Source organism: Streptomyces sp. NPDC001002 (genome assembly GCF_053599215.1).
On record NZ_JBSFLV010000121.1, the window covers coordinates 14,935 to 27,678 of the forward strand.

Genomic DNA, 12,744 nt, shown 5'->3' on the forward strand with positions numbered 1-12,744 from the left:
ATGCGGACGGCCGTATCCGGGACGCGCCTACGGCGTGATCAGCCGGCCGCGCCGCGTCGGGACGCGGGGATGGGGTGGCGCATGGGGACGGTCGCGGCCGTGGAGGCGATCAGGACGGTGGCGTCGGCCTCCTCGTCGTTGAGGACGCGGTGCTCCTTCGACGAGTCGAAGTGCACCGAGTCGCCCGCCGCCAGGTCCAGCGACTTGCCGGAGATGTCGAGCGTGATCGCCCCCGCCAGCACGTGCAGCCACTCCTCGCCGACGTGCTTGGCCATCTTGGTGTGCTTGCCGGGCTCCAGCACCACGCGGATCACGGACATCGTCTCGCGCGGTCCGCTCAGCACCGTGTACCGGCCGTCCTGGCCGTCTCGGGTCATCGCCGCGTCGGCGCGCACCAGATGGAAGTCGTCCGCGTCCGGTTCCTGCACCAACTCGCTGATGGAGACGCCGTACACGCGGGCGATCTGCAGCAGGCTCCCGATGGACGGCTTGCGCAGCCCCTTCTCCAGGCGCGACAGGTGCGCCGACGAGATGCCCGTCTGCTCGGCCAGCGTCGTCAGGGTGATGCCACGCTCGCTGCGCAGTTCCTTGAGGCGCTGGGCCACCCAGAGATCCGCGTCGTCCTCGATCGACATTTCGGCACGATAACACGCCTGTGAGGCAATTCGGCGCGCCTGTCGGGTACGGTCGGCCGGCGTCAGTCCGCCGCCGGGGCCAGGGCCAGCAGCTCGTCCGCGAGCGTCCGCGGGTGGGTCAGCAGGCCGACGTGGGTGATCCCGGTCAGGCCCACGATCCGGAACCCGCGACTCTGTGCGGAGGGGATCAGATCCGCGAAGAAGCCCTGATCGGCACAGTGGAGGTAGGTGACCGGTTTCGCGGCGAGCACCTCTTCGCTGCCCGGTCCGAGCGGTTCCTGGTGGGTGCGCAGGGGCATCGGCGTCAGCTTGGCGGCCAGCCAGGCGGTGCCGTCCTCGTCCGCGCCGAGGAGCGCGGGATCCAGCGGTGCCACCTCCCACTCCGCCTGTGCGGGCGTCTCGGCGAACGCCTTCTCCAGCCACGGCAGCAGGGAGAACGCCGAGTCACCGGTCGTCGGCGAGAACGCGTCCGCGTACACCACCTGCCCGACACGGTCGGGGACGAGCGCGGCCGCCGCCGTGATCACCATGCCGCCGTAGCTGTGCCCGACCAGGATCGCGTCCTCGACGCGGTCGAAGGTCAGCAGCTCGGCGATGTCCTGGGCGTGGAGGCTCACCCCGACGTCCGGCGTGGAGAGATGGTGCCGTTCGGCGAGACCGGTGAGGGTGGGCGTCAGCACGGTGTGACCGGCCTCCTCCAGCAGCGGCCGCAGCCGGTCCCAGACCCAGCCGCCGCCCCATGAACCGTGCACGAGTACAAAGGTCGCCATCGCTTCCACTCTCCCTGAGGTCCGACCCAAGCTTCAGCGGCCGTGCGGCCGATGTCGCCAGGATGGTGGGCCGCGCCACCCCGGTCAACCTCGTAGGCAAGTAATTTTGCCTACGAGGCCGATCGGCGGAGGTCGCGTCACCCGGCGGGAGCCGCGTCTACAGCATCGCCAACCCCGGCTCATGCAGCACCGCCGCCACATCCGCCAGCAGCTCGGAACCCTGTTTGCCGTCCATGAGCCGGTGGTCGAACGAGAGCGCAAGCTGTGTGACCCAGCGCGGCTCGATGCGTTCCTCGCCATGGTCGTCCTGGACCACCCACGGCATACGGCGGACGGCGCCCACGGCGAGGATCGCGGCCTCGCCCGGGTTCAGGATCGGCGTGCCGGTGTCGACGCCGAAGACGCCGACGTTGGTGAGGGTGATCGTGCCGCCCTGCATGTCCTGCGGAGACGTGCGGCCGGAGCGGGCCGTGGCGGTCAACCCCGCCAGCGCCTCCGCGAGTTCACGCAGCGACATCCCGTCCGCGCCCTTGATGTTGGGCACGACCAGACCGCGGTCCGTGGCCGCCGCGACCCCGAGATTGACGTAGTGCTTCAGCACGATCTCCTGAGCGCTCTCGTCCCAACTGCTGTTCGCCTCGGGTGTCTTGGCCAGGCCGATCAGGAGAGCCCGGGCGAAGAACAACAGGGGAGTGACGCGTACGTCCCGGAACTCCCGCCTGCCCGCGACGAGTTCACGCAGCCGCATCGTCGCGGTCACGTCGACCGTGATGAACTCGGTGACATGCGGTGCGGTGAACGCTGAGGCGACCATGGCGGCGGCCGTGTGCTTGCGCACTCCTCGGACGGGGATGCGGGTCTCGGGCTGTTGCGGTGCAACGGACCTCGGAATGTCGGGAGTTGAGGCGGCCGCCGTCTCCGCGCGTTCGGCGGCCCGGTAGACGTCGTCGCGGGTGACGGTTCCGCCGGGGCCGGTGGGGGAGACGGTGGTGAGGTCGACGCCGAGGTCCTTGGCGAGCTTGCGTACGGGGGGTTTGGTGGCGGGCCGGGTGAGGGAGCCGTTCGCAGGCTCGGCTTGCGGGGCCGGGTCCGGGGCCCGGTTCGGGGTCGGGGAGGCGGTGACGGGCGCGCCGCGCCGGCGTCGGGTGCCCTGCTCCTGCGGCCCGTATCCGACCAGCAGTGCCGCCTGTTCCGGGTCCGACTGCTGCTGCGCGGGCGCCACCGCGGCGGAGTCGATCGTGATGAGGGGCTTGCCGACGTCCAGTGAGTCGCCCACTTCGGCGTGCAGGGCGATCACCAACCCGGCGTACGGCGAAGGGAGTTCGACCACGGCCTTGGCCGTCTCCACCTCGACGAGGACCTGGTTGACCTCGACGGTGTCGCCGGGCTGGACCGACCAGTTGACGATCTCCGCCTCGGTCAGGCCTTCGCCGACGTCGGGGAGCAGGAACTGCTGCGGGTTCGACACGGTGACGGACCCTTCCTAGTAACTCAGGCTGCGGTCGATGGCGTTGAGGATCCTGTCGACACCGGGGAGCCAGTCCGACTCCAGTCGGCTCGGCGGGTAGGGGGTGTCGTACCCGGTCACGCGCACGACGGGTGCTTCGAGGTGGTAGAACTCCTCGTCCTGGAGCCGGGCGGCGACCTCGGCGCCGAACCCGTGGGAGCGGGCGGCCTCGTGGACGACGACGGCCCGGCCGGTGCGCCGCACGGACGCGCGGACGGTGGTCGTGTCCCACGGGGAGAGGCTGCGCAGGTCGACGACCTCCACGCTGCGTCCCTCCTCGGCCGCCGCGTCGGCCGCCTTGAGGGCGGCGGGGACGGTGGGACCGTAGGCGATGAGCGTCACGTCGGTTCCGGCGCGTCGGATCTCGGCCCGGTGCAGGGGGCGTTGGGCGTCCGGGTCGACCTCGCCCTTGGCCCAGTAGTGCCGCTTGGGTTCGAGGAAGACCACGGGGTCGTCGTCGCTCACCGCCTGCCGGATCATGTGGAAGGCGTCGTGCGGCGAGGAGCAGGTGACGACTTTCAGGCCGGCCGTGTGGGCGAAGTAGGTCTCCGGCGACTCCGAGTGGTGCTCGATCGACCCGATGCCACCGCCGTACGGGATACGGATCACGACGGGCATGGACAGCAACCCCGCCGAGCGGTGCCGGAGTTTGGCGAGCTGGCTGACGATCTGGTTGACGGCCGGATAGACGAAACCGTCGAACTGGATCTCGCAGACCGGCCGGTAGCCGCGCATCGCGAGGCCGATGGCGGCTCCGACGATGCCCGCCTCACCCAGCGGGGTGTCGATCACCCGCAGGTCGCCGAACTCCTTGCGCAGCCCGTCCGTCACGCGGAACACGCCCCCGAGCCGGCCGATGTCCTCGCCCATGAGCAGGACCTTGGGATCGTCGCGCAGGGCCTGGCGCAGGCCGTCGTTGAGGGCTTTCACCATGGACACGGTCACTGTGGCGCTCCGTCCTGCTGCCCGAGGGCGACGAACTCCAGGTGGTCGTCGAGCTGTTGGCGTAGTTCGGCCGGCATCTCCGCGTACGCGTGCTCGAAGGGCGCGGCCGGATCCGGTTCGGGAAGGGCGCGGCAGCCGGCGCGCAGCCGCTCGGCCAGTTCGCGCTCGCGCTGGTCGACGTCCGCGAAGTACTCCTCGTCCACCGCACCCACCGACAGCAGATGGGCCCGGAGCCGCGCCAAGGGATCACGCGCCGCCCAGTCCTCGGTCTCGGCGGCGTCGCGGTACCGGTTCGCGTCGTCGGCCGTGGTGTGGGCGTTGATCCGGTAGGTGACCGCCTCGATCAGCGTGGGACCGCCACCGGAGCGGGCCCGTTGAAGCGCCTGCCGGGTGGCGGCCAGACAGGCCAGTACGTCGTTGCCGTCGACCCGTACGCCGGGAAAGCCGTATCCGGCCGCGCGCCTGGCCGCCGGGACCGGGCTCTGGACGCTGTAGGGCGCGGAGATCGCCCACTGGTTGTTCTGGCAGAAGAACACCACCGGCAGACTCTGCGCGGCGGCCCAGACGAACGCCTCGTTCGTCTCCCCCTCGCTGAGCGCGCCGTCACCGAGGAACGCCAGCACGGCCGTGTCGCGATCGGCCCGCCCCGAGCCGGTCCGGTCGTCCCTGACCAGGCCCATCGCGTACCCGACGGCGTGCAGGGTCTGGGCCCCGATCACCAGCGTGTACAGATTGAAGCGATGCGCGTACGGGTCCCAGCCGCCCAGCGTGGTGCCGCGGAAGAGCCCCAGCAGGGACACCGGGTCCAGGCCGCGGCACCAGGCCACTCCGTGTTCGCGGTAGGTCGGGAACACCATGTCCTGGCCGCGCAGTGCGTGCGCCGCGCCGATCTGCGCCGCCTCCTGACCGCGCAGCGACGGCCAGAGTCCCAACTCGCCCTGGCGTTGCAGGGCGATGGCCTCGGTGTCCAGGCGCCGGGTGAGGGCCATGTCCCGGTAGAGGGAGGGGAGATCGACGGTCGCGGGGTCCAACTCCAGGTGGGGGTCGGTGCGGAGAGTCCCCGCGGGGTCCAGCAGTTGCAACGGCGGGTCGGCGGACGCCACTTCGGGATCTGCGGGCTCGGCGGCTACGGGTTCTTGCATGTGAGGTCTTCCTCCGGGAGTGCTTCTCGTCGGACGGGTCACCGGGCCGGGGGTTGGATCGGGCAGCGGCTCAGACACCGGATCACGCACCGGCCAGATGCCGGCTGATCACCAACCGCTGGATCTGGTTGGTGCCTTCGAAGATCTGGGTGATCTTGGCTTCCCGCATATAGCGCTCCACCGGGTGCTCCCGGACGTACCCCGCCCCGCCGAGCACCTGCACCGCGTCCGTGGTCACCGACATGGCCGTGTCCGAGGCGATCAGCTTGGCGATGCTCGCCTGCCGGCTGTAGGACTGCCCGGCGTCCTTGCGGCGGGCGGCGGCCAGATACGTGGCCCGGGCCGCCTCGGTCCGCGCGGCCATGTCGGCAAGGAGGAAGCCCACCCCCTGGTGCTCGATGATCGAGCGCCCGAACGTCCGCCGCTCACGGGCGTATTCGACGGCGTGGTTCAGTGCGGCCTGCGCGATGCCCACGGCCACGGCGGCGATGCCGAGCCGGCCCGCGTCGAGTGCGGACAGCGCGATCTGCAGCCCCTGTCCGGGCTCACCGATCAGCCGGTCGGCGGGGATGGACACGTCGTCGAAGTGCATGACCGCGGTGGTCGAACTGCGCAGACCCATCTTGCGTTCCGGGGCACCCGCGCTGAGCCCGGAGGCCGTTGCGTCGACCAGGAAGCACGAGATCCCGCGCCGCGCGTCCGGGGAGGTCCGGAGGAACACGGTGTAGAAGTCGGCCTGTCCGCCGTGCGTGACCCAGGCCTTGGTGCCCCGGGCCAACCAGCGGTCCTCGTCCTTGTGCTCGTCCTTGTGCTCGACGGCGACGGCGCGCAGAGCCGCGGGATCCGAGCCCGCGTGTTCCTCCGACAGGCAGTAGGCGCCCAGCGCGGTGCCGCTCAACTGCCAGGGCAGCAGCTCCTTTTGCTGCGCCGCCGAACCGAAGGCCGCGAGCGGGTGGCAGGACAGGGTGTGCACGCTGACCCCGACCGCCACGGCGGCCCAGCGGGCGGCCAGTTCCTCCAGGACCTGGAGATAGACGACGTAGGGCTGGCCGCCCCCGCCCGCGTCCTCGCTGTACGGCAGCGTCAGCAGTCCGGCCTCGCCGAGCAGGCCGAACACCTCGCGTGGGAAGCGTTCCGTCTCCTCGAACTCGGCCGCGCGGGGCGCGAGTTCACGGTCCGCGATGTCGATCGTCAGCTCCAGCAGCTCGCGGGCTTCACTGGAGGGCAGTTCGCGCTCAACCTTCACCGCTGGGCCCCTTGTCTTCTGCCCCCGTCCTCCGGGGGTCGGCTGCGGGCGGATGCAGACAGTGGAGCCCGCGCTCCCGGGGCATTGCAATTAAGTGGCGGACATCTTGCGCGCAACGCAAGAAACTCCGACGATGAGGCGACTTGAAGCAAAGAACACGCACGTGCGACCGAGGTGACACATGAAAGACACGGAGCTGATCGACGGTGTCGACCGGGCCATCCTCGACCTGCTCGTGGAGGACGGCCGCCGGACCATGACCGAGATCGCCGACCGCGTGGGGCTGTCCCCGTCGGCGGTCAAGCGCCGGGTCGACCGGCTGGAACGGGTCGGGGTGATCTCCGGCTACACCGTCCTGCTCGACCACGGCAAGCTCGGCACCAGCCTGGAGGCGTTCGTCGAGCTCCGGTTCGCCGGTGACGTCAAGGTCGAGACGATCGCCATGGCCGCGGCCAGCGTCGCGGAGGCCCAGGAGGTGTTCACGGTGGCCGGTGACCCGGACGCCCTGGTGCGCGTCCGGGTCACCAACGTCCAGCACCTGCGTGACGTCATCGACCGGCTTCGGCGTACGGGCGCGGTGATCGGTACGAAGACGCTGATGGTGCTGGGCACCTGGCGGCGGGGGGACTGACTCGGCGGACCTTGGCGATCGGTCGATCGTGTTGCCTGATAGGCAACTGATATTGCCTCGGAGGTTGACGCGTGGGCGGAGATGGTTGCAGTCTGAACGGAACTTCACTTCACATCGGCGTATGGGAGGGCGGGACACGATGGCCGTCACCGCTGACAGCAGCACGACGAACACGGACGAGGCCCAGGAACTGGACATCCCCCAGCTCGCGGAGGCGCAGGACAGTGTCGAGGCCGAGCGGGCGCACCGGAAGCGGCAGCTCGCGGTGGCGTTCCGGATCTTCGCCCGCTACGGCTACGACGAGGGGATCGCGGGACACATCACCGCGCGGGACCCGGAGTTCCCGGACCGGTTCTGGGTCAACCCGTACGCGGTCCACTTCTCCAAGATCCGGGTGAGCGACCTGCTGCTCATCGACGAGGAGGGGCGCGTGATCGAGGGTGAGCGCCGGACCAACAAGGCCGCCTTCTGGATCCACTCCTCCATCCACCACTCGCGCCCGGACGTCGTCGCGGTCGCGCACGCCCACACGATCCACGGCCGCGCCTTCGCCTCCCTGGACAAGCCCCTCGCGCCGATCGTCCAGGAGTCCTGCGCGTTCTACGACGACCACGTGCTGTTCGACGAGTACAAGGGCCTGGTCCTGGAGAAGTCCGAGGGCGAGCGGATCGCCGTCCGCCTCGGCGCTCGCCGGGCGGCCATCCTCCGCCACCACGGGCTGCTGACGGTCGGCCGGTCCGTGGAGGAGGCCGCCTGGTGGTTCATCACCATGGAACGCGCCTGTCAGATGCAGCTCCTGGCCGATGCCGCAGGCACCCCGCGCGTCATGAGCGAGGAGGAAGTGGTCCTCGCGCACCGCCAGTTCAGCAACGCGAACATGGCCCGGCACAACTTCAACCTGCTCGCCGACCTGGTCGTGGAGCAGGAGCCCGACGTCCTGAAGTAGCCGGCCGACCCTCCCGTGAAGTAACCAACAAGCCCTCCCGGCACGCCGGTTTGCCCCCGGTCGTGCCAACAGTTGGGCGACCGCTGGCAAAGGCAGGGGCAAGGTTCTCCTACCCCGCCCGTCCCACGCGGCGCAACGACCAACTGGCAACGCAACGTTCACTCAGGGGCCTTTGTGGCCCGCCAGGGTGCGGTCGTTCAGCTCAACTGCTCGTCAGGGAGGGCACCATGACCGCACATGCGGGGACATCGGACGGGTCGACCAGAAATTCCGAATCTTCCGAGGGGTTCAGCCGTCGCCACGCGCTGGGTCTGCTCGGCACCGCGGGGGCCGGCGCCGCCGTCACCCCGTTGCTGGGGGCGGGCACCGCGGAGGCGGCTCCGCTCGCCGACCCGGCCTTTCACCTCACCGCCGACTCGTCCGGCGCACCCCCGGTCCAGGGGCTGCACCTGACGTTCGGCGCCGATCCGCGCACCCAGATGACGGTGTCGTGGATCACCGACAGACCGGTCTCCAAACCGGTGGTGCGCTACGGCACCCTGGAGCACGGCTTCGGCTCCAGCGCGAAGGCCCGGACCGTCACCTACGTCGACGGCACCTCCAACCGCACGGTGTACGTCCACCACGCCGCGCTCGACCGGCTCACCCCGGGCACCGACTACATCTACCTCGCCACGCACGAGGGCACGACCCCCGACAGCGGTACGTTCCGCACGGCACCCCGCGGGCGCAAGCCGCTCACCTTCACCAGCTTCGGCGACCAGTCCGCGCCGCAGGTGACCTGGGCGGCCGACGGCACGGTCGCGCTGGACGCGAACTCCACCCCGGCGACCAAAGACATCGTCACCGGCATCGAGCAGGTCGCCCCGCTCTTCCACCTGCTCAACGGCGACCTCTGCTACGCCAACCTGGACGTCGACCGGGTGCGCACCTGGAACAACTTCTTCACCAACAACACCCGTTCGGCGCGCTTCCGCCCCTGGATGCCGGCGGCCGGCAACCACGAGATCGAGAAGGCCAACGGCCCGATCGGCCTGGGCGCCTACCAGACGTACTTCGACCTCCCCTCCACGGAGACCGACGCCGAACTCGCGGGCCTGTGGTACGCGTTCACGGCCGGTTCCGTCCGTGTGATCGTGCTGCAGAACGACGACAACTGTCTCCAGGACGGCGGTGACGTCTACATCAGCGGCTACTCCGGTGGCCGCCAACTGGCCTTCCTGGAGAAGGAGTTGAAGGCGGCGCGGGCCTCCCGTGACGTCGACTGGGTGGTCGTCGCCATGCACCAGGTGATGATCAGCTCCTCCGACGCCAACGGCGCCGACCTGGGCCTGCGGCAGAAGTACGGCCCGCTCTTCGACCGCTACGGCGTCGACCTGGTCCTGTGCGGGCACGAGCACAACTATGAGCGCTCACTGGCCGTTCGAGGAGTCGTCAACGGCAGCGAGACGCTCACCCCCAACCCGATCTCGCACGCGACCGACTCCATCGACACCGGCCTCGGCACCGTGCACATGATCCTCGGCGGCGGAGGCGTCTCCGGCACCACGAACCAGGCCTTCTTCAAGGACGGCACCGGCAAGGTCATCACCGCGGTGTCGGCGACCCCCGGCTCCAACGGCAAGCGCACCTCCACGTACGTCAAGGAGGACGCGGTCTGGATCGGCGTCCGCGACACCGAACACCCCTATGGCTTCGCGGCGTTCACCGTCGACCCGGGCCGCCACCCGGGCGACACCACCCGCATGCACGTCACCTACTACAACGTGAACAAGCCGCACGGCGAGCTGTCGGTCTTCGAGAACTTCACCCTGCACCGCAAGCGCTCCGACGGCCACGGCAGGTAGTACCTCAGACGGGTTCGGCGCCGACGACCGGTGTCTGCATGGCGGAGGCCAGCAGCGCCAGTCTGTCGGCGCTGTCGGTGCCGGCGTCCGGGTGGTAGACGACGAGCGTCTGGCCCGCCGCGCCGTCGATGCTCAGCCGCTCCCGGTTCAACCGCAGCCCGCCGACCTGCGGGTGGTCGATGTACTTGGGCGCGGCCTCGCAGGCCAGCACGTCGTGCCGGGCCCAGAGCCGGCTGAACAGCGGGCTGGCGAGGGAGAGTTCACCGACGAGTTCGATGAACCGGGGGTCGTCCGTGTCGGTCCCGACCGACTCGCGGAAGCCGGCGACCATGCCCCCGGCGGCGCCTTCCCAGTACGGGTAGAGCGCCTGCTCGGCCGGGTCGAGAAAGAGGGACCGCAGCCGGTTGGCGCCCACCGCGAAGCGCGGTGACAGGGCCGTCGCCAAGGAGTTGGCGGCGAGGACGTCGAAGTAGCGGCCCTCGACCAGCGCGGGGAGCGGGAGCGTGGCGACGAGTTTGGCGATGCCCGGCGGGACCGTCTCCTTGCGCGGCCGGGGCCTGGTGCGCTGCCGCCGGGGTCGGTCGGCGCCGAGCAGCAGCAGGTGCGCCGTCGCGTCCTCGTCGAGCTGGAGCACGCGTGCGATGGACTCCAGGACCTGCACGGAGGGGTTGCGGTCGCGGCCCTGCTCCAGGCGCAGGTAGTAGTCGGCGCTGATGCCGGCGAGCATCGCGACCTCCTCCCGGCGCAGACCCGGCACCCGTCGTACCCCGATCACGGGGATACCGACCTGCTCAGGGGTGACGAGCTCGCGGCGGGCGCGCACGTACTCGCCCAGCGGATTCGGTTCGTCCGGCATCTCCCCACTGTAGGTCGCGCGGTCGCCGGCCTGCCTGGTCCTGTCACCCCCAGGATCGCGGGGGCCCTGGCTCGGGCGGAGGCCGGGCGGCAGCGTGAGCGGTGGCCGGCCGAGGGCGCGCCGATCGGCGGCGCCGACCACTGCCATCACGACGAAGCGCCGACCACTGCCATCACGACGAGGCGCCGGCCACCCCCACCACCACGAGGAGCGACAGCCATGTCCACATATCTACTGGTCCACGGTGCCTGGCACAGCGGACAGGCCTGGGAGCGGGTGGTCCCACTGCTGACGGCGGCGGGGCACCGGGTGCTGGCGCCGTCGCTGACCGGCTACGGCGACAAGGCCCACCTGCTCGGCCCCGAGGTAGGCCTCGACACGCACGTCGACGACGTCGTCGGGCTGATCGTCGAGGAGGATCTCACCGACGTGATCCTCGTGGGACACAGCTACGCGGGGCTGGTCGTCTCGTCCGCCGCGAACCGGGTCCCGGAACGGATCGCCCAGCTGGTCTACCTCGACGCGATGGTCCCGCGGGACGGCGAGAGCGCGACCGACATCATGCCCGTGACCCAGACGCTGATCGACCTCGCCGCGCGGTCCGGCACCGGCTGGCGGATTCCGCCGATGCCCGAACTACCGCCGCCCGGCGGCCTGTTCGGGGTCACCGACCCGGCGGACATCGCCTGGCTGCGCACGATGCTGTCGGACCAGCCGGTGCTCTGCCTCCAGCAGCCGGTCCGCCTGGACAACCCCGCCGTGAACACCATCCCCCGCACCCACATCCACTGCGTGGGCAGCGAGCCGGAAGGCTTCGAACGGCGCCCGGTCCCCGCGACCCAGCCCAACGGCACCCCGGCCCAGGTGTGGGAACTGACCGCCGGCCACGACTGCATGATCACCGTGCCGGCCGAACTCACCGAGCTGCTGCTCAAGCTCGCTTGACCGGCCCACGCGCCGCCGTGTCGACAGACCCTGTCACGCCGATCCCCTGATCACCAGTTCCGTAGGCAGGATCAGGGGCGTCGGCTCCTCGCCGTCCAGCACGCGCACCAGCATGCGGGTCATCTCGCGGCCGAGGGCGACGATGGGCTGGTGGACCGTCGTCAGGGCCGGCTGGGTGTGCCGCGCGGTGAGGACGTCGTTGAACCCGACGACCGCGATGTCCTCGGGGACGGCCCGGCCGCGCTCGCGCAGGACCTGCAGAGCACCCGCCGCCATGGCGTCCGAGGCGACGAACACCGCGTCCAGATCGGGGTGTTCGTCGAGAAGCCGGGCGGTCGCGGTGGCGCCGCCCACCTCGCTGAAGTCGGCGTGGACCACGCGATGGTCCGACAGACCGGCCAGGGCGACCGCCTCGCGGAAGCCCAGATAGCGGGAGACACCCGCGTGCAGGTCCTGCGGACCGGTGACGGTCCCGATGGCACGGCGGCCCGTCGAGATCAGATGCTCGACGGCCTGGCGGGCCCCGCCCCGGTTGTCGGCGTCCACGTACCAGCGCGGGGTCCGGTCCAGGGAGCGGCCGCCGTGCACGACGGGCACGCCCCCCGCCTCGGCCACCTTCGCCAGGGGATCGTTCTCGCGCAGGGCCAGCAGCATCACGCCGTCCGCACCCCGGGAGCGCAGGATGCGGGCCAGCCGGGTCCGGCCGCGCTCGGAGGCGGCCAGGACCAGCAGCAGTTCGAGGTCCGTCTCCTCGATGACCGCGTTGACGCCGGTGATCACCTCCGCGAAGAAGAGGTTGGCGAAGAGCGCGGGGTCGTCGCTGGAGATCGCCAGCACCACCGCGCCGCGACGCTGCGAGGCGAGCGAACGCGCCGCCATGTTGGGCACGTAGCCCAACTCCGCCACGGCACTCTCCACCGCCCGGCGCGCCTTGGTGCTCACGTGCTGCCGGTTGTTGATCACCCGCGAGACCGTCCCGACCGACACCCCGGCGCGCAGCGCCACCTCGTCGAGCGTCGGCGGCCGTCTGGTCATGTGGGGCGGCTCCTGTTCCTGCGGACGGGACGGGCGGTAGCAGCACTGTAAGCGCGAACGGAGTCCGGGGCGTCACAGGCCGCCGCGCCGGATGACCTCCGCGTACCAGCGTGCGCTGTCCTTGGGTGTGCGGCGCTGGGTCGGTCCGCCAGGCCCTGCGTACGAGGGTCGCGCCCGCGAAGAGGACCAGGACACCGCTCGCGATGCCCAGCCAGGCGATCACCGAGGGGGTCGCCGCC

The 12,744-nt window shown here is 70.7% G+C and carries 12 protein-coding genes; 4 read left to right on the forward strand and 8 right to left on the reverse strand.

The genetic code is table 11. The annotated features are described in order from the left end of the window. Positions 1–38: 38 nt before the first annotated feature. From ACWDR3_RS36715 to ACWDR3_RS36740, 6 genes are all read right to left on the reverse strand, one after another. Positions 39–635 carry a helix-turn-helix domain-containing protein gene (locus ACWDR3_RS36715; protein WP_450356904.1) on the reverse strand — a complete coding sequence of 199 codons (597 nt, stop codon included), beginning with the start codon at positions 633–635 and terminating at the stop codon, positions 39–41. Between the two features lie 62 nt (positions 636–697). After that, positions 698–1,405, reverse strand: a complete 708-nt coding sequence (locus tag ACWDR3_RS36720; protein WP_450356905.1) for an alpha/beta fold hydrolase — start codon at positions 1,403–1,405, stop codon at positions 698–700. Between the two features lie 157 nt (positions 1,406–1,562). Then, entirely contained in the window at positions 1,563–2,873 is a 1,311-nt protein-coding gene (locus tag ACWDR3_RS36725) for a dihydrolipoamide acetyltransferase family protein (protein WP_450356906.1), read from the reverse strand. Positions 2,874–2,888: 15 nt separating this feature from the next. Next, positions 2,889–3,845, reverse strand: coding sequence for an alpha-ketoacid dehydrogenase subunit beta (locus ACWDR3_RS36730; RefSeq protein WP_450356915.1), 957 nt, complete (start codon positions 3,843–3,845; stop codon positions 2,889–2,891). An 8-nt stretch (positions 3,846–3,853) separates the two neighbouring features. Next, complete coding sequence (locus ACWDR3_RS36735; RefSeq protein WP_450356907.1) at positions 3,854–4,999, reverse strand: thiamine pyrophosphate-dependent dehydrogenase E1 component subunit alpha; 1,146 nt, start codon at positions 4,997–4,999, stop codon at positions 3,854–3,856. An 82-nt stretch (positions 5,000–5,081) separates the two neighbouring features. After that, on the reverse strand, positions 5,082–6,245 hold the full coding sequence (locus ACWDR3_RS36740) for an acyl-CoA dehydrogenase family protein (protein WP_450356908.1): 1,164 nt from the start codon (positions 6,243–6,245) through the stop codon (positions 5,082–5,084). 181 nt (positions 6,246–6,426) lie between these two features. Between ACWDR3_RS36740 and ACWDR3_RS36745 the strand changes: the two genes are divergently transcribed. From ACWDR3_RS36745 to ACWDR3_RS36755, 3 genes are all read left to right on the forward strand, one after another. Continuing rightward, a complete protein-coding gene (locus tag ACWDR3_RS36745; RefSeq protein ID WP_450356909.1) occupies positions 6,427–6,876 on the forward strand; it encodes an Lrp/AsnC family transcriptional regulator in 450 nt (149 codons plus the stop codon). Between the two features lie 139 nt (positions 6,877–7,015). Then, positions 7,016–7,822, forward strand: a complete 807-nt coding sequence (locus ACWDR3_RS36750) for a class II aldolase/adducin family protein (RefSeq protein WP_450356910.1) — start codon at positions 7,016–7,018, stop codon at positions 7,820–7,822. A gap of 227 nt (positions 7,823–8,049) precedes the next feature. Next, on the forward strand, positions 8,050–9,669 hold the full coding sequence (locus tag ACWDR3_RS36755) for a purple acid phosphatase family protein (RefSeq protein WP_450356911.1): 1,620 nt from the start codon (positions 8,050–8,052) through the stop codon (positions 9,667–9,669). A gap of 4 nt (positions 9,670–9,673) precedes the next feature. Here the strand turns inward: ACWDR3_RS36755 and ACWDR3_RS36760 are convergent, their stop codons facing one another. Further along, positions 9,674–10,525, reverse strand: a complete 852-nt coding sequence (locus tag ACWDR3_RS36760; RefSeq protein WP_450356912.1) for a helix-turn-helix domain-containing protein — start codon at positions 10,523–10,525, stop codon at positions 9,674–9,676. 219 nt (positions 10,526–10,744) lie between these two features. On the opposite strand from ACWDR3_RS36760, the gene ACWDR3_RS36765 reads away from it, so the two are divergent. Then, positions 10,745–11,470 (forward strand): alpha/beta fold hydrolase, encoded by a 726-nt coding sequence (locus ACWDR3_RS36765; RefSeq protein ID WP_450356913.1) that lies wholly within the window; start codon positions 10,745–10,747, stop codon positions 11,468–11,470. A gap of 33 nt (positions 11,471–11,503) precedes the next feature. Here the strand turns inward: ACWDR3_RS36765 and ACWDR3_RS36770 are convergent, their stop codons facing one another. Then, on the reverse strand, positions 11,504–12,505 hold the full coding sequence (locus ACWDR3_RS36770; protein WP_450356914.1) for a LacI family DNA-binding transcriptional regulator: 1,002 nt from the start codon (positions 12,503–12,505) through the stop codon (positions 11,504–11,506). Between the last annotated feature and the right edge of the window lie 239 nt (positions 12,506–12,744).

Coding starts and splice junctions, on each gene's coding strand:
- ACWDR3_RS36715 (WP_450356904.1), bottom strand. CDS start 635: ATGTCGATCGAGGACGACGCGGATCTCTGGGTGGCCCAGCGCCTCAAG.
- ACWDR3_RS36720 (WP_450356905.1), bottom strand. CDS start 1,405: ATGGCGACCTTTGTACTCGTGCACGGTTCATGGGGCGGCGGCTGGGTC.
- ACWDR3_RS36730 (WP_450356915.1), bottom strand. CDS start 3,845: ATGGTGAAAGCCCTCAACGACGGCCTGCGCCAGGCCCTGCGCGACGAT.
- ACWDR3_RS36735 (WP_450356907.1), bottom strand. CDS start 4,999: ATGCAAGAACCCGTAGCCGCCGAGCCCGCAGATCCCGAAGTGGCGTCC.
- ACWDR3_RS36745 (WP_450356909.1), top strand. CDS start 6,427: ATGAAAGACACGGAGCTGATCGACGGTGTCGACCGGGCCATCCTCGAC.
- ACWDR3_RS36750 (WP_450356910.1), top strand. CDS start 7,016: ATGGCCGTCACCGCTGACAGCAGCACGACGAACACGGACGAGGCCCAG.
- ACWDR3_RS36755 (WP_450356911.1), top strand. CDS start 8,050: ATGACCGCACATGCGGGGACATCGGACGGGTCGACCAGAAATTCCGAA.
- ACWDR3_RS36760 (WP_450356912.1), bottom strand. CDS start 10,525: ATGCCGGACGAACCGAATCCGCTGGGCGAGTACGTGCGCGCCCGCCGC.
- ACWDR3_RS36765 (WP_450356913.1), top strand. CDS start 10,745: ATGTCCACATATCTACTGGTCCACGGTGCCTGGCACAGCGGACAGGCC.
- ACWDR3_RS36770 (WP_450356914.1), bottom strand. CDS start 12,505: ATGACCAGACGGCCGCCGACGCTCGACGAGGTGGCGCTGCGCGCCGGG.